This window comes from Arthrobacter sp. 7Tela_A1 (genome assembly GCF_049311065.1).
Taxonomy (GTDB): domain Bacteria; phylum Actinomycetota; class Actinomycetes; order Actinomycetales; family Micrococcaceae; genus Arthrobacter_B.
In genome coordinates, this window is sequence record NZ_JAXIOO010000032.1 from 1 (window position 1) to 21,287 (window position 21,287).

General features: G+C 66.7%; 19 protein-coding genes. 10 read left to right on the forward strand and 9 right to left on the reverse strand.

Features of this window, described 5'->3' with window-relative positions; genetic code table 11:
• Nucleotides 1–120: 120 nt before the first annotated feature.
• The 3 genes from ahcY to TVB01_RS12810 form a co-directional block, all read right to left on the reverse strand.
• Complete coding sequence (gene ahcY / locus TVB01_RS12800; RefSeq protein ID WP_422456285.1) at nucleotides 121–1,605, reverse strand: adenosylhomocysteinase; 1,485 nt, start codon at nucleotides 1,603–1,605, stop codon at nucleotides 121–123.
• Entirely contained in the window at nucleotides 1,602–1,817 is a 216-nt protein-coding gene (locus TVB01_RS12805) for a Trm112 family protein (protein WP_422456286.1), read from the reverse strand. The genes ahcY and TVB01_RS12805 overlap by 4 nt, the downstream gene beginning before the upstream one ends.
• A 100-nt stretch (nucleotides 1,818–1,917) precedes the next feature.
• Nucleotides 1,918–2,316 carry a DUF3499 domain-containing protein gene (locus TVB01_RS12810; RefSeq protein ID WP_422456287.1) on the reverse strand — a complete coding sequence of 133 codons (399 nt, stop codon included), beginning with the start codon at nucleotides 2,314–2,316 and terminating at the stop codon, nucleotides 1,918–1,920.
• A gap of 121 nt (nucleotides 2,317–2,437) precedes the next feature.
• Here TVB01_RS12810 and TVB01_RS12815 point away from each other — a divergent pair, with 121 nt between their 5' ends.
• Nucleotides 2,438–2,944 carry a metallopeptidase family protein gene (locus TVB01_RS12815; RefSeq protein WP_422456288.1) on the forward strand — a complete coding sequence of 169 codons (507 nt, stop codon included), beginning with the start codon at nucleotides 2,438–2,440 and terminating at the stop codon, nucleotides 2,942–2,944.
• 34 nt (nucleotides 2,945–2,978) lie between these two features.
• Here TVB01_RS12815 and TVB01_RS12820 read toward each other — a convergent pair whose 3' ends face one another.
• The 3 genes from TVB01_RS12820 to TVB01_RS12830 are packed head-to-tail and all read right to left on the reverse strand — an operon-like array spanning nucleotide 2,979 to nucleotide 8,673.
• Entirely contained in the window at nucleotides 2,979–4,580 is a 1,602-nt protein-coding gene (locus tag TVB01_RS12820; protein WP_422456289.1) for a DUF5719 family protein, read from the reverse strand.
• Nucleotides 4,580–8,095: a glycosyltransferase gene (locus tag TVB01_RS12825; protein ID WP_422456290.1), complete on the reverse strand. Its 3,516-nt coding sequence runs from the start codon at nucleotides 8,093–8,095 to the stop codon at nucleotides 4,580–4,582. The genes TVB01_RS12820 and TVB01_RS12825 overlap by 1 nt, the downstream gene beginning before the upstream one ends.
• A 29-nt stretch (nucleotides 8,096–8,124) precedes the next feature.
• On the reverse strand, nucleotides 8,125–8,673 hold the full coding sequence (locus TVB01_RS12830) for a WhiB family transcriptional regulator (protein ID WP_422456291.1): 549 nt from the start codon (nucleotides 8,671–8,673) through the stop codon (nucleotides 8,125–8,127).
• A 268-nt stretch (nucleotides 8,674–8,941) separates the two neighbouring features.
• On the opposite strand from TVB01_RS12830, the gene TVB01_RS12835 reads away from it, so the two are divergent.
• The gene (locus TVB01_RS12835) at nucleotides 8,942–9,655 is read left to right on the forward strand and encodes a TIGR03089 family protein (RefSeq protein ID WP_422456292.1); all 714 of its coding nucleotides are present in this window, start codon (nucleotides 8,942–8,944) and stop codon (nucleotides 9,653–9,655) included.
• Here TVB01_RS12835 and TVB01_RS12840 read toward each other — a convergent pair.
• Nucleotides 9,633–10,217: a GtrA family protein gene (locus TVB01_RS12840; RefSeq protein WP_422456293.1), complete on the reverse strand. Its 585-nt coding sequence runs from the start codon at nucleotides 10,215–10,217 to the stop codon at nucleotides 9,633–9,635. The two genes, TVB01_RS12835 and TVB01_RS12840, sit on opposite strands and share 23 nt — an antisense overlap.
• A gap of 226 nt (nucleotides 10,218–10,443) precedes the next feature.
• On the opposite strand from TVB01_RS12840, the gene TVB01_RS12845 reads away from it, so the two are divergent.
• From TVB01_RS12845 to manA, 4 genes are read left to right on the forward strand one after another with little or no spacing between them, the layout of a single operon-like run.
• Nucleotides 10,444–11,568: a 5-(carboxyamino)imidazole ribonucleotide synthase gene (locus tag TVB01_RS12845; RefSeq protein WP_422456318.1), complete on the forward strand. Its 1,125-nt coding sequence runs from the start codon at nucleotides 10,444–10,446 to the stop codon at nucleotides 11,566–11,568.
• On the forward strand, nucleotides 11,565–12,092 hold the full coding sequence (gene purE, locus TVB01_RS12850) for a 5-(carboxyamino)imidazole ribonucleotide mutase (protein WP_422456294.1): 528 nt from the start codon (nucleotides 11,565–11,567) through the stop codon (nucleotides 12,090–12,092). The genes TVB01_RS12845 and purE overlap by 4 nt, the downstream gene beginning before the upstream one ends.
• A 9-nt stretch (nucleotides 12,093–12,101) precedes the next feature.
• Nucleotides 12,102–13,751, forward strand: coding sequence for an LCP family protein (locus TVB01_RS12855; protein ID WP_422456295.1), 1,650 nt, complete (start codon nucleotides 12,102–12,104; stop codon nucleotides 13,749–13,751).
• Between the two features lie 60 nt (nucleotides 13,752–13,811).
• A complete protein-coding gene (manA, locus tag TVB01_RS12860; protein WP_422456296.1) occupies nucleotides 13,812–15,140 on the forward strand; it encodes a mannose-6-phosphate isomerase, class I in 1,329 nt (442 codons plus the stop codon).
• Between the two features lie 22 nt (nucleotides 15,141–15,162).
• Here the strand turns inward: manA and TVB01_RS12865 are convergent, their stop codons facing one another.
• Nucleotides 15,163–16,188: a lipid II:glycine glycyltransferase FemX gene (locus tag TVB01_RS12865; protein WP_422456297.1), complete on the reverse strand. Its 1,026-nt coding sequence runs from the start codon at nucleotides 16,186–16,188 to the stop codon at nucleotides 15,163–15,165.
• A gap of 107 nt (nucleotides 16,189–16,295) precedes the next feature.
• Between TVB01_RS12865 and TVB01_RS12870 the strand changes: the two genes are divergently transcribed.
• Nucleotides 16,296–17,234 (forward strand): TspO/MBR family protein, encoded by a 939-nt coding sequence (locus tag TVB01_RS12870; RefSeq protein ID WP_422456298.1) that lies wholly within the window; start codon nucleotides 16,296–16,298, stop codon nucleotides 17,232–17,234.
• Here the strand turns inward: TVB01_RS12870 and glpX are convergent.
• Nucleotides 17,231–18,259: a class II fructose-bisphosphatase gene (gene glpX, locus TVB01_RS12875; protein WP_227916429.1), complete on the reverse strand. Its 1,029-nt coding sequence runs from the start codon at nucleotides 18,257–18,259 to the stop codon at nucleotides 17,231–17,233. The two genes, TVB01_RS12870 and glpX, sit on opposite strands and share 4 nt — an antisense overlap.
• 202 nt (nucleotides 18,260–18,461) lie before the next feature.
• Between glpX and TVB01_RS12880 the strand changes: the two genes are divergently transcribed.
• From TVB01_RS12880 to TVB01_RS12890, 3 genes are all read left to right on the forward strand, one after another.
• Entirely contained in the window at nucleotides 18,462–19,049 is a 588-nt protein-coding gene (locus TVB01_RS12880; RefSeq protein WP_422456299.1) for a DUF4245 domain-containing protein, read from the forward strand.
• Nucleotides 19,050–19,124: 75 nt separating this feature from the next.
• The gene (locus TVB01_RS12885) at nucleotides 19,125–19,781 is read left to right on the forward strand and encodes a carbonic anhydrase (protein ID WP_422456319.1); all 657 of its coding nucleotides are present in this window, start codon (nucleotides 19,125–19,127) and stop codon (nucleotides 19,779–19,781) included.
• Nucleotides 19,782–19,844: 63 nt separating this feature from the next.
• A complete protein-coding gene (locus TVB01_RS12890; protein ID WP_422456300.1) occupies nucleotides 19,845–21,266 on the forward strand; it encodes a class II fumarate hydratase in 1,422 nt (473 codons plus the stop codon).
• The last annotated feature ends 21 nt before the right edge of the window (nucleotides 21,267–21,287 follow it).

Sequence of the window (21,287 nt, forward strand, 5' to 3'; positions counted from 1 at the left end):
CCGGGGTGGGCTTTCGACGCCGGTTGGCCCCGTCCAAACAACCCGCGGGGGGGCCGTTTAAACCCGGGGCGCCTCCAATGGTGTGCTTGTCTTCGGAACAGGGGGGTCCGTTAGTACCCGTTAGTAGCGGTAATGATCCGGCTTGTACGGTCCGGCTACGTCCACGCCGAGGTACTCTGCCTGGCTCTTGGTAAGCTCACTCAGTTCCACGCCCAGCGCATCAAGATGCAGGCGCGCAACCTTCTCGTCCAGGATCTTGGGCAGCACGTACACCTGGTTTGCGTACTCCGGTGTCCCGTCTTCCTTCGCCTGGCCGAACTTGGTGAACAGTTCGATCTGGGCGATGGTCTGGTTCGCGAAGGAGTTGGACATCACGAAGGACGGGTGTCCGGTGGCATTGCCCAGGTTCAGCAGGCGGCCCTCGGAGAGCACGATGATGCTGCGCTGGTTCTCCGTTCCTTCGTCGAAGATCCATTCGTGGACCTGCGGCTTGATTTCGACCTTGCGGACGCCGGGGACCCGGGCCAGGCCGGCCATGTCGATTTCATTGTCGAAGTGACCGACGTTGCCCACGATCGCCTGGTGCTTCATCTGCTCCATGTGGGAGGCCATGATGATGTCCTTGTTGCCTGTGGTGGTGATGAAGATGTCGCCCTGCCCCACCACGGACTCCAGCCGGGCCACCTGGTAGCCGTCCATTGCAGCCTGAAGTGCGCAGATCGGGTCAATTTCCGTAACAATCACCCGGGCACCCTGGCCGCGCAGTGCCTCCGCAGCGCCCTTGCCGACGTCGCCGTAACCGCAGACGACAGCAACCTTGCCGCCGATCAGGGTATCGGTGGCGCGGTTCAGGCCGTCCGGAAGCGAGTGGCGGATGCCGTACTTGTTGTCGAACTTGGACTTGGTGACCGAGTCATTGACGTTGATGGCGGGGAAAAGCAGCTGGCCGTCAGCGGCGAGCTGGTAGAGCCGCAGCACGCCGGTGGTGGTCTCCTCTGTGACGCCCCGGATGCCCTTGGCGATTTCGGTCCATTTGCCGGGAGCTTCGGCAAGGGAGCGCCGCAGGGTGTCCAGGATGACGGTGTACTCGTAGGAGTAATCCGGATCATCCTCGGAAGGGTTGGCCGGCACAGCGCCGGCGGCTTCGAATTCGACGCCCTTGTGGAGCAGGAGGGTGGCGTCGCCGCCGTCGTCCAGGATCATGTTCGGGCCGCCGGAGCCTTCCGGCCAGGTGAGGATCTGCTCGGCAGTCCACCAGTAGTCCTCGAGGGTTTCGTTTTTCCAGGCGAAGACGGGGACGCCCTGCGGGTCCTCGGGTGTGCCCTTGCCAACAACGACGGCTGCGGCTGCTTCGTCCTGGGTGGAGAAGATGTTGCAGGAGGCCCAGCGGACCTCGGCGCCAAGTGCGGTCAGGGTCTCGATCAGGACGGCCGTCTGAACGGTCATGTGCAGGGAACCGGCAATGCGGGCCCCGGCGAGCGGCTGGCTGGGGCCGAACTCGCGCCGCAGCGCCATCAGGCCGGGCATCTCGTGCTCGGCCAGGCGGATCTGGTGGCGGCCTGCTTCAGCGAGGGACAGGTCGGCGACCTTGTGATCGATGCTCACGGGTGCAGCTCCTCGGTTCCGGTGGTGTTGTCTGCGGAGGTTTTCGCAGCTTGGGGCAACAGGACGGGAATGCCCTCCTCGATGCCGTAGCGCACCGGTTTGCCGTCGGGTCCGGGAGCGGTGGACACCAGCTCGTCGCCGGAGCGCTGCAGGGGGGAATGGGTCTGCGGGCACCGCAGGACATCCAGAAGGTCGGCGGTCAGGTTAGCCATGAGTACAGCACTTCCTTGCGAAACGGTTGGTTGCACCGGCCGCGTAACGTCGCCGGCGGATGGGTCCCAGCCTATAGCGTGAAGCTTTCCGGAACCGAAGTCAGCCCTGTTCGGTGACCTGTTCGCGCAGCACACGCAGGTGGGAACGGCGTGTTCCCAGCTCTGCCGGGGGTTCCAGCGCATGTTTTCCACTGCGCCTGGCCTGCTCGGGCTCCGGAGCTGGTTCTTCGGCTTCCGCCTCCCGCACGGCATCCACCAGCGCGGAAAGCTCATCCGGGCCGGGAGTGCGGGACTGGCTGCCGTATTCCAGACGGAGCACTTCCCATCCGCGGGGTGCGGTAAGCCGCTCTGCGTGCAGCTCGCACAGGTCATAGCAGTGGGGTTCGGCGTATGTCGCCAGCGGACCCAGTACAGCCGTCGAATCGGCATACACGTACGTCAATGTTGCGACGGCGGCCTGCCGGCACGCTGATCGTGAACAAAGACGTAAGGATCCCACGGAGGAATACTCTACCCCGGCATGACCTGCGCGGGCGCAGCCACGCCGCTTCGGGCAGGGACTTTCGCTCCCCGCCCGGCAGTCCCTCCCCCGGCGGGGTGCACCGGGCTAGAGTGGTTCCATGCCTGAAGGATCGTCCTGCCGGATACGGCTGGAGAGCGGATCCGGTGCTGGGTCTCCGGATCAGGTTTCTCCGCGCCCGTTCCGCAGCCGCCGCCGCAACCGCCATGGACGCGGACTGCGCGGCGAGCTCCTGCCCGCCCACCTGGCGGGTTCGCGCACCCGCGCGGAACGCTTTGACGAGTGGGTGATGGAATCCGCGCAGCGCCTTGAGCGGCTGTGGGGTGAGGACATCCAGTCCTACCAGTTCGTTGTGCAGGAGATACCGGAGGGGCTCGAGCAACTGCTCCGCCGGGGCGGTACCATTCCGCTGGCGGCAGCTGCCCCCGGAAACGGTCCCAAGCCGCCCGTGATCACGATCTACCGCCGGCCGGTCGAGTCGACTGCGCGCGGGCTGGTACCGGTCAGCGAACTGATCCACGACGTCGTGGTGGAGCAGCTTGCGTCACTGATGGACATGGACCCGGAAACCATCGATCCCACCTACGGCCGTTTCCGGCCGCTCTAGGGCCCGCACAGGCAGCGGCTCCCCGCACGGGAGACTAGTACCCGAGGCCGACCTGCGCGGTCCGGCTCCCGGTACTTCCGGCAGGCAGCGGCAGGACGGAGAGGTCAGGCCCTTCCCCCGTAACCAGCTGGGCTCCGTAGACGGCCTCGCCCACGGCACTGACCAGCACACCGGAGAGCTCCCCGGATCCGATGTCCTTTGCAGTGAGGCTCAGCGTGCGTCCTGCAGGAACGGCCACTGCTTTTTCCTGCTGCAGCGTCCCGTCTTTTCCGACCGCCCGCACCCGGACTTCGGCGGGTCCGTCCGGAGCGGTGAAGACCAGTGCCGAGCTGCCGCCGGGAGCAGCAACGGCCAGGTGCTCGCTTCCCAGCCGCGTGTCCGCCGGAGCGACCGCCAAGTCAATGCGTTCCTCCGGCTCAGTGCCGCGGCTGAAGACCGCGGCGGCGGCAACCGCAACATCTGCGGACAGATCAAGGGAGTAGGTTCCCGCCGGCAGGTCTGCCAACGGGATCCGGCCTGCCGTTCCCGCGGGCACGCTGAAGACGCCCCCGCCCGGGATCTGCACTTCACCCTTCGGTCCAAAGACCCGCATATGGACCGCGGCGTCTGTGCTTCCCGGGACGGCCACGGTCAGGAACGGCCGCACAGACCCGTGCCCCTCCTGTTCCGCCAGGTCCTTGATGGCGTCCGGGGACTGGAGGTCGACGCCGGTGATGACCTGCCGCGGCGCCGGCGCCGCCGTGGGCTCGATGATCTCCACGCCGCCGGCCGTCAATCCGCGCAGGATGCTCTGTTCGACGACGGCGGTCACCGGGCCGCCCGAGCTGCGGACGCGGACAGCGAGGGACTCTTCGTTTGCTGCGAGCCCGGCCAGCACCAGGGACCGGCTGTCACCCGGGGCGACGACGATGCCGCGGCTGCCCCCGGCTTCGATCCGGCCCTTGGCGCCATACAGCTCCAGGTCGACCGTGGAAGGCGTCACCGACGGATTGGTCAGGCGCAGGACCGCCGTTGCACCGACGGTGGTCCGTGCTCCGACCAGCCACATGTCATTTTGCGGGACTTGGCAGTTGGCTGCCGCCAGGCCGGCCAGGTCGCCGTCGTTCGCCCTGTAGCCGAGTACGGCGTTCGCCGCGGCCTGCTCCTTGCCGCTGGGTTCCGCCTTCAGCACCGTGGCTTCGGCGGCCGGTGCGTTGGAGATGACTCCGCCAAGCCGTGAACCGGTCAGGGGAACCTCGCTTCCGGCGTCGATCCCGGCAACCCGTTCGCCGTCAGCGAGCGTGCCCAGCTGCGCTGCCGGCAGCGTTGCCCCGGGTCCGCCAAGGACCACAGCGTTGACGGTTGTGGTTGCCGACTCCGACACAGGGTTGTAGTCCGCATCGGTGCCGCCGGCGTTGCCCGCCAGGAGGCGCAGCGGTTCGGGGCAGACCGCGGTCAGCGCCCCGGCCGGAACTTCCGTGGCGGGCGGCTGCACGGTCAAGCTTGATCCCTGCGGGGCGGCTACCGCCGCAGCGGTCACCAGCGCACCGGCAGTTCCCAGCAGGACGACACCGGAAACAACGGTGTAGGCCGTGGTGCGCCGGTTCTGGCGCCGGGTTCGTGCTGCGGACCGCGAGGCTTCTCCGGAGATCGGCATCAGCGGACTCCTTCTGTGGAACTCTTCGATGGGGCGTTCTCAGAAACCTGGTCCGGGCTGTCTGTCCTGGACTGCACGGCACGCTGTTTCGGCTTATCGGGCCGGAGCCTGCGGACCCGGCTCCGTTTCTTCTCCGGCCTCGGCTTGGGCACGCTGCGGCGTCCGGGCTGGCCCGGCGGCACGGGCTCGCCGGCATTTCCGGGTTCATCCGCCGACGTACCGGGGCCCTCCGTCTCTGCGTTGTCTTGGCTGCTCGGCGCCCGCACTGGTCCTTGCTTGCCAGGCAGCCGCACCACCCCGGACCGCGCCGGCGTTGGGACGACCAGGAGCAGGGTCAAGCCGAAGACGGCGATCTGGAGGATCTCCGTCCAGGGTTCCCATGCGCTGCCGTAATCGACGCTGAGCTTGCCGCCCTCCGCGGGAAGCAGGAAGGCTTGTGCCCACACGTTGGTGGTGGGCGTCAGTTTCCGCCCGTCCAGGCTGGCGTACCATCCGGGATCAGCGCGTTCAGCCAGGACAAGTATCCGGCCCTCTTCCCCTGCCGGAATGTCGGTGCTGACCGCAGCCGGCCCCGAGGGGACCAATGCGACCGTCTGGCCGGAGGCATCCAGGATCCGGGCCCTGCCTGTCTGTCCGGCTGCAGCCTCGGTTCCTTCGGCGTCCAGTGCTCCCGTTACGCGCCATAGCCAGCCGGAGCCGGTTTCGCCGACGGCGGTCAGGCCGGGAACGGCATCCATGCGGTCTGCCAGTAGTTCGGCCGCCGTATCGGAGGTCTGCAGGACGATAAATCCGACGCCCAGCCTGGCCAGCTCAAGTCTGGGGTCCACGCCCGTGCCGGCCGTGATGACGGCGACAGCTCTGCGAAGGTCCGCGGTTGCCTGGTCGTCGGCCGCCAGCGACTCGCGCCCGGGCTCACCCTGGACTCCCCTTGCCGCATAGGCAGCGTTCAATCCGTCCAGTGTGCTTCCCCCGGAGCGCATGAGTGTGGCCGTGACCTCACCGCCCTCTCCGGTGGTCAGCACCAGTGAGCGGGTTTGGTCCGGACTGTTGCCGCGGTCGGCGGCGGTGGCGGGAAGGGTCCGGGGTTCGGTCGCCCGGATGGCCGGCTTGGTGCCGGGCTGGGCTCCGCCGGGCCCGGCATCCGCGGCGGTTCCCGTTGTCTGCGGGATCACCCAGGAGGCAAGGCTTGCCGCCGGTCCGGCAGCGAGGAGCACGCCGGCGGCGACCACCAGGGCAGTAACCGGGCGCCTCACGCTCCCGCTCGGGGCCGTGCGTGCCGCAAGCAGGGCATCCATGGCCACCAGAGCGGCGCAGAGCTGGGCGAAGAGGGCTGCCGAAATGAGGGGGGCGGGATATGGAGTCACCAGCGCAGTGGCGGAGCTGCCCGTGGCAAGGTAGGCGCTGGCTCCGGCCAGGGCCAGTGCCGCGATGCTGAGGATCCAGGCCAGCCGTACGACGCCGGTGCGGTGCCTGGTGAACAGGCCCGCCGCGGAGACCATGATCACCGGCGCGCCGATGATCAGCGCCAGGACCAGGGCCCATGGTCCCGGAGGAAGGAACGCCAGTGCGGGCACGGGATCTGCCGCATCGAACGCGGCAGGGTAGCCCAGTACCTGCTGCCACAGGGGTGCCGGGGTGAAAGCCAGCGGCACACCGGGATCAGCGGCGGCAGCGCGCAGGTTCCCTGCCGCAGAAAGCACGACCGGGAGCAGCAGCGCAGCCGGCGGCAGCAGCGACCACCACAGGGTGCGCGCCCGGGACCGCAGACGCACCGAAAAAATCAGCACCGTCAGTGCGCCAAGGACCAGGAGCAGCGGAGCGCTGGCAGTCAGCACGGCCAGCAGAAGCCCCCCAGCGGCAGCGGCTGTCCAGGACGGAGTACCGTTGATACCCGGTTTACGCGGCGGAGCGCCTTCGTGGGCCACGGACGGCTCGCTGGTGCCCGCGCCGACCGCCCGGGCCATCGCCAGCACCGTCACCGGAAGCACAATGTGGGCGATCACGGACCCGAGCCGGCCTTCACCCAGCGCAGCCTGCAGCGCCGGCACTGTCCCCCAGAACACCGCGGCCCAGAACCGCAGTCCGCTGCGGCGGGTCAGGACACCGGAAGCGAACCACGCGCTGAGCCCGGCAAGGGGCATCGCCAGGAAGACCAGCACCACCACGGCAGCGTTGGCATTTCCCAGTCCGGCCGCGCCCAGGAGCCACAGCACGTAGTCGAAGGGATCGCCGTGACCGGGATAGCCGGCTCCGATTTCGGCCCACCAGCCGCTGGCGTTCGCCCAGATCCCACCCAGGGATCCCGAGAGCGGGAGCAGCGCACCGCCGGTGAGCGCCGGCGCTCCCAGAAACCTGTACAGCCCGGCCATGGAAAGGACTCCCAGCAGGACGACGGCGGCAAGTGCCCCGGCACCAACCCAGCTGCGTCCGGCAGCGAGGGACGTGAAGTCATCGTGCGCGTCACCGCTGGGCTCGTACGTTTCCGCGGGCGGGCGGTGCAGGGAATTGGCCGTGGCAGCTGCATCAGCCTCATGGATTGAACGGCGGTGCTCCCGGACTTCCCGGGGCCCGGTGACCAGGGCACGGACCGCACTCCGGGGGCGTTTGCGCGTGGCAGCGGCTTTCCGCCGTCCCCGGTACAGGTCGACGGGGCGCAGGACTCCGGCAATGCTGGAGAGCAGGGAATTGGCGGCATAGCCGGGATCCTTGGCGAGCATTCCGAGGAAGAATCTTCCAAAGCCGCCCAGGACAGCTCCCGCTGCCAGGAAGGGGATCTGCCATCCCGGCGCATGTTTGAGGCGCAGGTAGATTTCCGCCTTGCGGGCAGCACGGGCGGTGGCAGCAGTATTGGGCCGGTTCCCGGCATGCCGGACCCTTGCGGACGGGACCACCACCACGCGGTTGCCGGCAAGCCGGTTCCGCCAGCAAAGATCAATGTCGTCGCCGGTTCCCGGCAGTCCCGGATCGAAGCCGTCCAGCGCGTCCCAGACGTCGCGGCGGATCAGCAGTCCGGCGGAGTTCACGGCGAAGATATCGCTGCGCGAGTCGTACTGCCCCTGGTCCAGCTCGTCGACGTCGACCATGGTCACGCGCTCAGCCCAGCGGCTGATGGAAACACCAACATCAATAAGTTTGCGGGGATTGTCCCAGTCAACCTGCTTGGTGCCCGCAATCGTCACCGAAGGGGCCAGCTCGACGGCGCGGAGGAGTTCCGCCAGGGCCGTGGGATCGGGGGCGGAGTCATCGTGCAGCAGCCAGAGCCATTCCACGCTGTCATCGGCTGTGCCGGAACGGGCGGGCAGCTGGGCCAACCCGGCCTTGACGGCGGCACCGAATCCGGCACGCGCAGGCGCACCCGTGACAGGGCTCCCTACGGGAAGTCCCAGCTGGAGCAGGGAAGCCGATGCGTCAGTGGACCCGGCGTCGACGCCTATGCAGGCATCTGCCGGCCGGGTCTGGGCCTTGAGGGCGGAAAGTGTTTCGGGGAGGTACTCGGCTCCGTTGTGGGCAACCACAACGGCGCATACTCGGACGTGCGAAAGAATTAGACTGCCTGCTTTCGAAGGCGCCGGCGCTCCCGCTCGGACAAACCGCCCCAAATTCCAAAGCGCTCGTCATTGGAGAGCGCGTATTCCAGGCACTGGGAACGGACGTTGCACGCGGCACAGACCTTTTTGGCGTCGCGGGTGGAGCCGCCCTTTTCAGGGAAGAACGCTTCCGGGTCCGTCTGGGCGCACAGCGCATCTGCCTGCCAGCCCAGGTCGCCTTCGTCGGCGTAGGAATCCCCGAAGCCGGGAAGCCCAATCCAGACCTTGCGTTCCTCGGTCTCTGCCGGGGCCGGGAAGAGGGAGATGGGCGGGTCGAGGAGATCAGCGGGGTCGGGCGCTTCCTCTCCCCCGGCCAGAGCCTCGTGGGCGGCGAGGAAGGCCGTTGCGGCGTCCTCAAGGCTGGCAGCACCCTCCCGGTAGCGGTCTGCCGCTTCCGGATCCGCGGGGTCGACATACCAGTCGACGGGTACGCCCCGCGAGCCGTAGCTGGCCGAAGCCTGCGCGGCGATGTCCGTCCGGTCCTGCATCTTGTCTGCTTGCCCCATGGAGTCCTCCCGGTGTAAATGCCCCAGCAGCGGATATCTGGATTCACACAGGCGACAATCAGCCTGCTGTGAACGCATGTCGGTCATGGTTTGCTGGAACAAATCCGTTCCCTAATTACACGCGTGTAATACGTCCCCGTCAAGCTGTTTCGGCATCCTATAGAGTCGGAGGCGTCCGGCGTCGGCGCGCCACGCCGTGAATTTGCGCAGGGCAGTCCCTGCGCAGCCTGTCCGAACACACCAGCACGCCTCACCGAAAGCCAAAGCCATGACGGAAAACCCGGTCCCATCCATACTGTCCACGCTCCGGACAGAGCAGGCAACCTCACCTGCGCTGATCTGGTACGGACCAGATCACGAACGGATTGAGCTCTCCGGGAAGGTCCTGGACAACTGGGTTGCCAAGACTTCGAATTTCCTGGTGGAGGAACTGGACGCCGAACCGGGCACCACTGTGCAGCTCGAACTGCCCGTGCATTGGAAGTCCCTGGTGTGGGCTCTCTCCGCCTGGCAGACCGGCTGCTCAATTGCCCTATCGGCAGTTGAGGGTGCACAGGTAAGGGTTACGTCGGAGGAACCTGCTTTGCGTTCGGCAGGCGAAGTCGTGGTTGCGGCGGCCCTCCCGGCCCTGGCCATGTCCTGGCCGGGAAAGCTCCCGGCCGGAACGGTGGATTACGCGGCCGAAGTCCGCGCCTACGCTGACACCTACGCCGGTGAGGAATACCGGGACTCCCCCGCGGAGGCTGTGACTGGCGGGGCCGAACCGGGCGCAGCGTTCACTGATCTCCTGGCCCGGCATGCCCCCGACGGCGCCGGCCACCAGGTGCTCCTGGCCCCCGCAGAAGCCGGCATGTCCGATGTCCTGGCTGCCGCCCTGGGCGTGTGGGCGTCGGGAGGAACCCTGGTGCTGCTGGGCGAGGGGGTCCAGGCCTCTGAACGCCTGATGGCCGCTGAAAGGGTTACTGCTCGGCTTGGGGCTTGAGCGCCTTGCCCGGCTCCGCAACTGGCTCGGAGCGCGGCTTGCCCGGCTCCGGAACCGACTCGGCGGGCTGCCGCTCCGGATGGAGGGTCAGCTCCATGGCGTCCTCCACCGCTTTGTCCGCCGGGACGGCGTTGAAGACCCAATAGCGGTAGGCGAGGAACCTGACGATTGTCGCTACGCCGATTCCGACGACTCCGGCCATGAACAGGGTTCCGTTGTCCGTGATGCCCATCGGGTACCGGGCAATCCAGGTGAACCCGGTGGAGATAAAGATGCCCACACCGTTGATCAGGATGAACTGGGTGAACTCCCTCGCCACGTTCGACTGCCTGCGGTGGCGGAAGGTCCACCAGCGGTTGGCCACCCAGGAAAAAATGGTCGCAATGGTGGCGCCGGCAAACCGTGCCTTGGCGGGGCTGCCTTCCATGATGGAGTGCATGAAGAACCACGTCAGGCCGTTATCCACCACGAACGCTACTGCGCCCACGGTGCCGAATTTCGCCACTTCCCGCCAGAAGGCGGAAGCGAGCGACCTGAGCCAGGAAATAAAACGTGTGATCATGACCCTCCGCGGCCAATAGTGCCCGGCTGTTGATTCCTGTCCGGGCGGGGCTATCCCCGTGCACTGGCACGGCGGAAAGACCACAGTTTACCCGCTGATGGTGGGAGCTGACCGGGAGAGGTGCCCGGAACCGCTGCCACGGAGCGGGATTCCCCCCCGCTTTCGGTAACCTGTAGAGGTGAGATTTCCAATAATCGGCGTTGTCGGCGGCGGCCAGCTGGCCCGGATGATGGCCCCGGCGGCCACTGAACTCGGGTTTGAACTGCGTGTCCTGGCCGAAGCACCTGACGTTTCCGCTGTTCCCGCAGTTTCCCATGCCGTCGTCGGCGACTACACCGACTATGCCCAGCTGCTCGACTTCGCCAAGGACGTGGACGTCCTGACGTTTGACCACGAGCACGTTCCCGGAGAGCACCTGCGTGCGCTCTTGGCGGAGGGCATCAACGTCCAGCCCGGCCCGGATGCCCTGCTCCATGCTCAGGACAAACTGGTGATGCGTGCTGCGGTGGACCGCCTGGGCCTGCCCAACCCGCGCTGGGCTGCGGTATCAAGCGTCGCGGACCTGGTTGATTTCGGTAAGGCCGCGGGCTGGCCCGTTGTGCTGAAGACCCCGCGCGGCGGCTACGACGGCAAGGGCGTGCGGATCATCGACGATGCCGCCGCAGCCGCCGAAGCCGCAGACTGGTTCACCGGCCCGCCCCTGCTGGCCGAAGAAAAAGTCCCGTTCACCCGCGAACTGTCCGCCCTGATCGCCCGTACACCGGGGGGCCGGAGCGCGGCCTGGCCTGTGGTGCATTCCATTCAGGTAGACGGTGTCTGCGACGAGGTCATTGCCCCGGCCCAGGACCTGGATCCGGAGACGGCAGCCGCAGCGTCCGCCGCAGCACTGCGGATCGCGGACGAACTTGGCGTCACCGGCGTCATGGCAGCAGAACTGTTTGAAACGCCGGGCCGCGGCGTCGGTTTCCTGTTCAATGAACTGGCGATGCGGCCGCATAACTCAGGGCACTGGACCATGGACGGATCTGTCACGGGCCAGTTCGAACAGCACCTGCGCGCCGTCCTTGACCTCCCGTTGGGCAGCACCGGAGTCCTTGGCGGAGTCGTGGTCATGAAGAACTTCCTGGGCGGCGAGAACCCGGATTTGTTCAAGGGCACGCGGGCAGCGATGGCCGCCGTTCCTGCCGCGAAGGTCCATAATTACGGGAAGTCGGTCCGGCCCGGCCGGAAAATCGGACACGTCAACGTGGTCGGCGCGGAGGTCTTGGACCTTCCATCCGTGCGCAGCAGCGCAGAACTGGCAGCCGCCATTATCCGGGACGGCCGGGAACCTAACGAGGAGAAGGCATGAGCACCGCCAAAACGCCGCTGGTCGGCCTGGTCATGGGGTCTGATTCAGACTGGCCGGTCATGGACGCTGCCGCTGCGGCACTGGCGGAATTCGGCATTCCGTATGAGGCCGACGTCGTCTCCGCCCACCGCATGCCGGAGGAAATGATCGCGTACGGCAAGGAAGCGCACCGCCGCGGCCTGCGCGTGATCATCGCGGGCGCCGGCGGCGCCGCCCACCTGCCCGGAATGCTGGCTGCCGTGACGCCGCTGCCCGTCATCGGCGTCCCCGTTCCGCTCAAATACCTCGACGGCATGGATTCCCTGCTGTCCATCGTCCAGATGCCCGCAGGTGTCCCGGTAGCAACCGTGTCCATCGGCGGGGCCCGCAACGCAGGGCTCCTTGCCGTCCGCATGCTGGCTGCGGGTACCGATCCCATGGCCGCAAGACTGCAGGAGCAGCTGATCGATTTCGCCGGTGAGCTTCGACAGGCCGCGATGGCCAAGGGTGCCCGCCTGCGCACCTCGGTCCCGGAAAGCGCGTAGGGAACACGGATGGCCAGGACAGGCACCGGAGCTCCCGGACTCCTTTACACGGATCCGGTCCGCTACCCGCAATCCGCCTCTCCCCAGGTACGCACCAAGCGCGCGTTCCTGCTGCTGTTCCTGACCCTGGTTCTGCCTGGTTCGGCTCAGATCGTGGCCGGCGACCGCCGGCTGGGACGGCGTGCACTGCAGGTGACCTTCCTGGTCTGGGCCGCGGTAATTGCCGTCCTGGTTCTGGCGCCGACCAACCGCATCCTGCTGGTGAACATCTTCACCAACGGCTGGGCGTCTTTCCTGATCATGACCGTCCTGGCTCTGCTCGCCGCCGGCTGGGCCTTCCTCTTCCTGAACACCTTCCGGATCATCCGCCCTCCACTGCTCCAGCGGAACGTCCGTCCGGCAGTGGCGGGTGCACTGGCGGTGCTGATGGTCGTCACCAGCGGCGGACTGGCGTACGGCGCCTGGCTGCTCAACGTCAGCCGCCAGACGTTCGACACTATCTTCGCTTCGGGCCCGGCACTGGATCCCGTGGACGGCCGCTACAACTTCCTGCTGATGGGCGGAGACGCCGGGGCGGACCGCACCGGCCTCCGGCCGGACAGCATGTCCGTTTTCAGTGTCGACGCCGATACCGGCCAGATCGTCACTTTCGGCCTGCCCCGCAACTTCCAGAATGCGCTGTTCACGGAGGACTCTCCGCTTTGGCAGGTGTACCCGGAAGGTTACAACTGCGGTGACGAATGCATCCTGAACAGCCTGTACCAGGTGGTCACGGACAACTACTCCGATCTCTACCCAGGCTCCTCGGATCCCGGTGCCGAAGCCATGATGGACGCAGCCGGTGGCATCCTGGGCCTTGAAGTGCAGTCCTATGTCATCGTGGATATGGAAGGTTTCTCCACGCTGATCGATGCCATGGGCGGCGTGAAGATCAACGCCGGCGGCTGGGTTCCGATCACGGCGGCGGAAATTCCCGGCACCAACCTGCACTACCCGCCGGACGGCTGGATCGCTCCGGGTGTCCAGACGATGGACGGCTACACGGCCCTCTGGTATGCCCGGTCCCGCGAATTCGTAACGGATTATCACCGGATCGCCCGCCAGCAGTGCGTCCAGCAGGCCATGGTTGCCCAGCTCGACCCCACCACGCTGCTCACCAGGTTCCAGGCCATCGCTTCTGCCGGTGAGCAGGTCGTGCACACTGACATCCCGCAGGACGCCCTGGGCAGCTTCGTCGATCTGGCGCTGAAGTCCAAAAACCATGAAGTCCAGCGCATGACCATTGGTCCTCCCGACTTCGGCACGGCTGCCGACAACTTCGTGACGTATCCGGACTTCAATCTCATTCATGCACGGGTCCAGGAAATGCTCGCAGCGACGGACGCGGCGGCGGAAGCCGCTGAGGCTGAAGCGACCGACGGGTCCGACGCCGGGGAAGCACCGGCAGAGGAAGCACCGGCAGAAGAAGCACCGGCAGAAGAAGCACCGGCGGCACCGGAGCAGGACACCGCCATCGGCGCAGAGACTCCTGCCGAAGCTCCCGCCGCTGAGGCGGTCCCCGAGATCACTGAGGAGTACCTGCAGGAGCTTGCCCGGATCGGTGACACTGCCACCCTGGGTATGCTGCTGGACAACAACGGCGTGTGCAGCGCAGGCTGACTTCGAGCATCACCTTTGCCGGGCTGCACCGGCGATCCGACAGCGTCCTGAGGAAGAACCATGTACCTGCTTGCCGGAACCCTCCGCCCTTACGCCTGGGGATCCCTGACCGCCATGGCCGAGCTTTTCGGCCGTGATCCCAGCGGCGAACCCGAAGCAGAGCTTTGGTTTGGGGCCCATCCGGGCGCTCCGTCACGCCTGGTGGAGTCCCCCGGCGGCTTTTCCACCCTGGACGAGCTGATCAGCAGCGACCCGGAAGCGGCCCTGGGCCGTGAGAGCGTCGCTGAGCATGGACCGGAACTGCCGTTCCTGGCGAAAGTCCTTGCTGCAGGGTCACCGCTCTCCCTGCAGGTCCATCCCACCCAGGAACAGGCTCGGGCAGGTTTTGAAGCCGAAGACGCTGCCGGGGTTGACCGGTCTGCAGCGAACCGCAACTACAAGGATCCCAACCACAAACCCGAGATGATCTTCGCCCTGAGCGACTTCGAGGCGCTGTGCGGTTTCCGGCCACCGGAAGACGCGGCGCAGCTGTTCCGTACCCTGGCGGCTCTCGTGGAGGCCTCCGGCAGCCCGGCACCCGTGCTCCTGGCTGAAGCTGCGTCCGATCTTGAGTCCGGCCGGCCCCAGGCGGAACGGCTGGAGAAAGTATTCCGCCGTCTGATCGCCGGTGATGAGGACGTCAGGGACGCGGTCGCTGCGGCAGCCGCAGCGGTACGGTCGCTGGACGAGAGCGCCAGGACCGGCCTGGATCCGGCGCTCGCCGGGTTGGAGGAGCTCGACGGCTACTACCCTGAAGACCCCGGGGTGCTGATCTCCCTGCTGCTCAACCGGGTCTCACTGGCTCCCGGGGACGCCATCTACCTGCCCGCCGGAAACGTGCATGCGTACCTCAGCGGGCTGGGCGTGGAAGTCATGGCTGCCTCGGACAATGTCCTGCGCGGGGGTTTGACCCCTAAGCACGTGGATATCCCTGAGCTGCTGCAGACCATCGATTTCCGGTCCCTGGGCATCCCGCGGGTGGAGGCCCAGGCCACCGGCCTGGGCCAGGAACTATACCGGCCGCCGTTCAGCGAATTCACACTCCAGCGGCTGGAGCTGGTGCAGTCTGCCAACGGAGCGGAGAGCATGTCAGCCTCGGACGTGTCCGTGCTCCAGAACGGACCCACGCTGGTCATTGCGCTCCGCGGGTCCGTGGTCCTGGACTCCCCGAAACAGGACCTGGTGCTGCACCCGGGAGACTGCGCCTTCATCCCGGCGAATGAAGCCCCTGTCATCGCAAAGCTCGCCGCACATTCAGCCCAGCACGACGACGGCGCCCTGGCCTTCGCCGTAACGGTCGGCACCCCGGGCGCAGCCAACGTCCCCGACGAGCCGCAGCTGGACCTCTAGGCGCCCTCCCCCGCAGGCAGGGTCAGCGCTTTACCCGGGCGGCCACCGAGGAAGCGAGTCCCCGGGCGCGGCGCAGGGCTGTCTTCGCCAGCGGCAGCGCCGTCGTGAATACCGGATACAGTGGGGACAGCGGCTTGTCCCAGGTCCCGGCCAGCAGGTCTTCGTGCTGCGCCCAGCCCGTCTTGAACTTGGACACGCCGTCGTTGAGCAGTCCGTTGAAGTCGTAGCGGGTGATTCCCCTGGCCTTCATTTCCCGGATGGCGAGCCATTTGAGCGCATAGTTGGCCCGGAGACGTTCGCCCTCTTCGCTCATGCCGCCGTAAAGCTCGAAGGCAGTGTGTCCGCTGGCGGAAAGCCATAGGAATGCCACGACGTCGTTGCCCTTGAACGCGGCGTAGACAGGTGAATCAGCACCCAGGTTCTCAAAGATGTCCTGGTAGTACCGGTCCTCGTGGATGCCGAATCCGGCACGTTCGGCGGTCTCTTTGTAGACGGCGAGGCACTGCGGGATCTCGGCGGCCGTCACGGCACGGTAGTCCAGGTCCTCCCGGCCGGACTTGCGGATGTACTGCCGGTGCTTCTTGCCCATTCCGGCCAGCAGGTCCTCTTCGCCGAGCGTCAGGTCCAGGATCAGCGTGCGCGGAATGAGGATGGTGTTACTGCTGCGCCGGAACCCTGCAGCCGGCAGCGCGGCGGTCGCCGGGGCAGTGTCCTCCCAGTCCGGCTCGATTGTCAGGGCCACTGCGCCGTGGCGGGCCTTGGCCCAGGCCGCGACGGCGTCGAGCACGGCATTCTCCTGCCCCGGCTCCCCCTGCGGGCCGCGCGGAATGTAAGCCAGCGCCCGGAAAGGAAACGGCAGGGGACGCAGCAGCAGCTGGGCAGTCCCCACCACGCCGGAGCCATCGGACAGCAGGAGCCTCTCCACACGCCAACCGTGATCAGCCTTGGTCTTCCCCCAACCCCACAACTGCTGGGGATGACCGTTGAACTGGTTGACGTACCCGTTCCAGCGGGTGGGGTCAGTACAGGGAGTAACGCTCAGTGTCATGACATCAAGCCTACGTGGAAGCCGGCACCGGGCCGGAACCGGGCGGTTGTTATGCAGCTGGAACCGGCGGGACGGAATATAGTAAGCAGGCTTTGCTAGGCTCGACTATGGCTACTTCAACCCCCAGCGCATCCAGTCCATCGGAACCTTCTGTTGATGCCCGGACCGGCTTCGGCAGCCGGGACCTGATCCGTCAACTGACGGTGACCGTCTCCTTCATCCTGTGCATCATCGGCTCGGTGATCGGCGTCGGCGTCTTCGGCGGCACCCGCATCGCTGAAGCCGCGGGCGGTGCCCTCAGCGCTGATGCCACTTTCCTGGCACCGGCGAGCCCGGCGTTCTCCATCTGGTCCGTCATCTACACCGGCCTCGGTGCCTACACCATCTACCAGTGGCTTCCATCGCAGCGTTCGGCGCCGCGGCAGCGCTCACTGGGCTGGCTCGTGGCCGTTTCCATGCTGCTCAACGCCGCCTGGATCCTCAGCGTGCAGGCCGGTTCCGTGCCGCTCTCCGTCGCCGTGATCGCCGCGCTGCTGGTCACTCTTGCCATCGTCTTCAAACGGTATTCCCGCAGCCGTCCCGACAGCTGGCTTGGGGCCATCGTCGTCGACGGAACCCTGGGCCTTTATCTTGGCTGGGTCTGCGTGGCTATCTGCGCCAATATCGCCTCCGCACTGACCGCTGGGGGCTTTGACGGGTTCGGCCTCGACCCGGTCCTCTGGGCAGGCATCGTGCTGGCGGCAGCCACCGCCGTCGGGATCGGGCTTGCCGTGTACGGCCGCGGACGCCTGGCACCGGCTGCGGCCCTTGCCTGGGGGCTGTCCTGGATTGCGGTTTCCAGGGTCACCGGCGAACTGGTCTCGACGGCGACTGCAGTCCTGGCAGCAGTTGCTGCCGCCGTGGTGGTCATCGCGACGGTCGCGGCGCGGGTCGCCGCGCACCGCCGCGGCGAGAACCCAGGCAGAGGGCTGGAACCGGTGCCCCGGACGGGCACGCCCGAAGGGGGGCGCCCCGGCGCCCCCCCCCCCTCCCGGGTTGGTTCCTAGCGCAGGCGGGCGTAGGACTCCCACTTGTGTGACTGGTGTTCGCCGTCGACCACGCGGATGGTTCCTGACTTCGAGCGCATCACGATCGACTGGGTCAGCACGCGGTCCTTCTTGTAGCGCACGCCGCGGACCAGGTCGCCGTCGGTGATACCGGTCGCAGCGAAGTAGCAGTTGTCGCTGGTGACCAGGTCATTCGTCGAGAGCACGCGGTCAAGGTCGTGACCTGCGTCGATTGCCTTCTGCTTCTCCTCGTCCGACGTCGGCCACAGCCGGCCCTGGATGACTCCGCCAAGGGTCTTCACGGCGCAGGCGGTGATGATGCCCTCAGGGGTACCTCCGATGCCCATCAGGGCGTCGACGTCGGTGCCCTCGCGGGCCGCCGCGATGCCGCCGGCAACGTCGCCGTCCATCAGCATCCGGGTGCGGGCGCCGGCGTCGCGGATTTCCTGCACCAGGGGCTTGTGCCGGTCGCGCTCAAGGATCATCACGTTGAGCTGGTTGATCTTCTTGCCCTTGGCCTTGGCGATCAGGTGCAGGTTCTGCTTGACCGGCAGGCGCAGGTCCACCATGTCGGCGGCCTCGGGGCCGGTAACCAGCTTCTCCATGTAGAACACGGCGGAGGGATCGAACATGGTGCCGCGCTCGGCAACTGCCAGCACTGCCAGGGCGTTGTTGATGCCCAGGGCGGTCAGGCGGGTTCCATCGATCGGGTCCACGGCGACGTCGCACAGCGCGCCCGTCCCGTCTCCGACATGCTCGCCGTTGTAGAGCATGGGCGCCTCATCCTTTTCGCCCTCGCCAATGACCACGACGCCGTTGAAGTGGACTGTGGAGATCAGGGAGCGCATTGCGTCGACGGCAGCGCCGTCGGCAGCGTTCTTGTCACCGAAACCAACCCAGTGACCGCCGGCGATCGCTGCAGCCTCGGTCACCCGGACCAGCTCAAGCGCCAGGTTCCGGTCCGGCTCGTCATCACCGACGGCCAGTGCGGGAGAGAGAGTTGAGTACTGGGCACCTTGGGACACGTTAACCTCATCTTCGAAATTCAGGCCCGCCCTGGACATGGTCCCGGACAGCGGCCTACAGCTGATCCTTGCTCCGATCATAGTCGCCGTGGCACAGACCTCACCGCTGGAACGTAGTTTTGGGGCGCTTTCAGCTGCTCCTGTGCCCGGGCAGCTTCGCCGTAAATAGGACTTGACCCCCCGGATAGGCGATTATGGAAGGGTGAGTGAGCAGCAGCCGGAGAATCCCGTAACCCCCACCTTGACCGCCAAGCAGGCCAAACGTGCCAACGCGAATGTCATTGGCATGCTCATTGCCACCGGGATCACGCTGGCGATTGTCCTCATACCGGTGCTCCTGAACCCGTATGAGAAGCCTCCGGTGCGGGATGTAGACGTTCAGGCCGTCGCGGGCGAAGCTGCAGGCGACGCCGGGTACGATCCCCTTGCTCCCGATCTGCCCGAAGGCTGGACCGCCAATTACGCCCGCTGGGACTCCGGGGTCAACTCCGGCGTACCGGCCTGGGAAGTGGGATATCTCACTCCCGATACCGAATTCATCCGCCTGACGCAGACCGCCGAAGCCAACCCGACCTGGATTTCGCAGACCACCCGGGACTCGCTTGTGGCCGGTGAGCGCACCGCCGGAGGAGCCGCGTGGCAGTTGCGGGACAGCGCCAACGGAGAAGCGCACCTTGTCACGGAGGTCGAGGGCATGACCGTCATCCTCAGCTCCGAAGCCGACCTGGCAACCGTTGACGTCCTGGCCGAAGCCGTCCTGCAGGACCTCGCTGCCCCCTCCGGCAACTAGCAGCCGCACGGTTTGTCACGGCGGTAACAGAGCACCGGAGTGCCGCCTGAGCCTTATGGTGGAACGGTGACCGAACTGAACAGCCCCCTTACTGCCCCCCTCACTCCCGCCCAGGCATGGCAGCGCCTGCGGAAGGGCAACGAACGTTTTGTCTCCGGCACCTCCCGGCACCCCAACCAGGACGCGCCCCGGCGCAGCTCACTGGTGAACGAACAGAATCCGTTCGCCGTCATCTTCGGCTGCTCCGACTCGAGGCTCGCCGCCGAAATCATCTTCGACCTCGGCCTCGGCGACGTTTTCGTGGTCCGCACGGCAGGACAGGTCACCGACGACGCCGTCCTGGGCTCGCTGGAGTACAGCGTAGGCGTGCTGGGAGTTCCGCTGATCGTGGTCCTGGGCCATGACAGCTGCGGCGCGGTGACGGCGGCCAAGCACACCGTCGACACGGGCTCAATGCCTGCGGGCTACGTCCGGACCCTGGTCGAACGCATCACCCCCTCGGTCCTGGCCGCCCAGCGCAACGGGCTGGAGGAGGTCAACGACATGGTCGTTGAGCACACCCGCCAAACCGCGGAACGCCTGGTGGAAAGCTCACGGCTGATTTCGGATGCTGTCAGCACCGGGGCAACCGCCGTCGTCGGGCTCTCCTACCGCCTGGCTGAAGGCCGTGCCGATCTCGTCTCCAGCATTGGCACGATCGAAACCGACGCCGGGGACCTGGCAGCGAACTAGGGCGCCGGCACTTTTACGACGCGGGTTTCAACACCTGCACCCGCGCCCACTAGGCTTGGAGCCATGACTTCGAACTCCGCTGAATACCGCATTGAACATGACACCATGGGTGAGGTCCGCGTCCCGGTAAATGCCCTTTACCGTGCCCAGACCCAGCGCGCCGTGGAGAACTTCCCGATTTCCGGCAAGCCGCTGGATGACGCCCATATCGAGGCACTGGCGCGCATCAAGAAGGCTGCCGCCATCGCCAACGCTGAACTGGGAGTGCTCGACGACGAGCGCGCCAAGGCGATCGCTTCCGCCGCCGATGAGGTGGCTGCCGGCCAGCACTACGGCCAGTTCCCGATCGACGTGTTCCAGACCGGCTCCGGCACGTCCTCGAACATGAACACCAACGAGGTCCTCGCCGAGCTTGCCACCCGCGCACTCAAGGCTGCAGGCAGCGAGACCTCCGTTCACCCCAACGACCACGTCAACGCCTCGCAGTCCTCCAACGACGTGTTCCCGACCTCGGTCCATGTCGCCGCGACTTCTGCGCTGATCAACAACCTGATCCCGTCCCTGGAGCGCCTCGCCGCGTCGCTCGAACGCAAGGCCGAGGAATTCAAGGACGTGGTCAAGTCCGGCCGTACCCACCTCATGGACGCCACCCCGGTGACCCTGGGCCAGGAATTCGGCGGCTACGCTGCCCAGGTCCGCTACGGCATCGAGCGCGTCCAGGCATCCCTCCCCCGCGTCGCCGAGGTTCCGCTGGGCGGCACTGCCGTCGGCACCGGCATCAACACCCCGGCCGGCTTCCCGCAGCGCGTGATCGAACTGCTGGCAGCCGACACCGGCCTGCCGCTGACCGAAGCACGGGACCACTTCGAGTCCCAGGCCAACCGCGACGCCCTCGTTGAGGTCTCCGGCATGCTGCGCACCATCGCAGTGTCCTTCTCCAAGATCGCCAACGACCTGCGCTGGATGGGCTCCGGCCCCAACACGGGCCTCGGCGAAATCGCCATCCCCGACCTGCAGCCGGGCTCCTCGATCATGCCGGGCAAGGTCAACCCCGTGATCTCCGAGGCCGTCATGCAGGTTGCCGCACAGGTTGTGGGCAACGACGCCGCCATCGCCTGGGCCGGCACCTTCGGCTACTTCGAGCTCAACGTCGGCATCCCCGTCATCGCCTCGAACCTGCTGGAGTCGATCCGCCTGCTCGCCAACTCCTCGGTGATCATGGCCGACAAGATGATCGACGGCATCGAAGCCAACGTGGAGCGCGCCCGCTACCTGGCCGAGGCCTCCCCCTCGATCGTGACCCCGCTGAACAAGTACATCGGCTACGAGAACGCGGCCAAGATCGCCAAGTTCGCGGTCAAGGAAGGCAAGACCATCCGCCAGGCCGTCGTCGAACTCGGTTTCGTCGAGCGCGGCGAGGTCACCGAGGAACAGCTCGATGCTGCCCTCGATGTCCTCTCCATGACCAAGCCGCCGCAGGCCTAGTTTTCGGAGTTTCCAGAAGGG

What these genes read in the sequence shown, in the direction of transcription:
- manA (WP_422456296.1), top strand. Translation starts at nt 13,812, where the DNA reads ATGTACCTGCTTGCCGGAACCCTCCGCCCTTACGCCTGGGGATCCCTG.
- purE (WP_422456294.1), top strand. Translation starts at nt 11,565, where the DNA reads ATGAGCACCGCCAAAACGCCGCTGGTCGGCCTGGTCATGGGGTCTGAT.
- TVB01_RS12855 (WP_422456295.1), top strand. Translation starts at nt 12,102, where the DNA reads ATGGCCAGGACAGGCACCGGAGCTCCCGGACTCCTTTACACGGATCCG.
- TVB01_RS12820 (WP_422456289.1), bottom strand. Translation starts at nt 4,580, where the DNA reads ATGCCGATCTCCGGAGAAGCCTCGCGGTCCGCAGCACGAACCCGGCGC.
- TVB01_RS12845 (WP_422456318.1), top strand. Translation starts at nt 10,444, where the DNA reads ATGATGGCCCCGGCGGCCACTGAACTCGGGTTTGAACTGCGTGTCCTG.
- TVB01_RS12835 (WP_422456292.1), top strand. Translation starts at nt 8,942, where the DNA reads ATGACGGAAAACCCGGTCCCATCCATACTGTCCACGCTCCGGACAGAG.
- TVB01_RS12890 (WP_422456300.1), top strand. Translation starts at nt 19,845, where the DNA reads ATGACTTCGAACTCCGCTGAATACCGCATTGAACATGACACCATGGGT.
- TVB01_RS12815 (WP_422456288.1), top strand. Translation starts at nt 2,438, where the DNA reads ATGCCTGAAGGATCGTCCTGCCGGATACGGCTGGAGAGCGGATCCGGT.
- TVB01_RS12830 (WP_422456291.1), bottom strand. Translation starts at nt 8,673, where the DNA reads ATGGGGCAAGCAGACAAGATGCAGGACCGGACGGACATCGCCGCGCAG.
- TVB01_RS12805 (WP_422456286.1), bottom strand. Translation starts at nt 1,817, where the DNA reads ATGGCTAACCTGACCGCCGACCTTCTGGATGTCCTGCGGTGCCCGCAG.
- TVB01_RS12865 (WP_422456297.1), bottom strand. Translation starts at nt 16,188, where the DNA reads ATGACACTGAGCGTTACTCCCTGTACTGACCCCACCCGCTGGAACGGG.
- TVB01_RS12870 (WP_422456298.1), top strand. Translation starts at nt 16,296, where the DNA reads ATGGCTACTTCAACCCCCAGCGCATCCAGTCCATCGGAACCTTCTGTT.
- TVB01_RS12840 (WP_422456293.1), bottom strand. Translation starts at nt 10,217, where the DNA reads ATGATCACACGTTTTATTTCCTGGCTCAGGTCGCTCGCTTCCGCCTTC.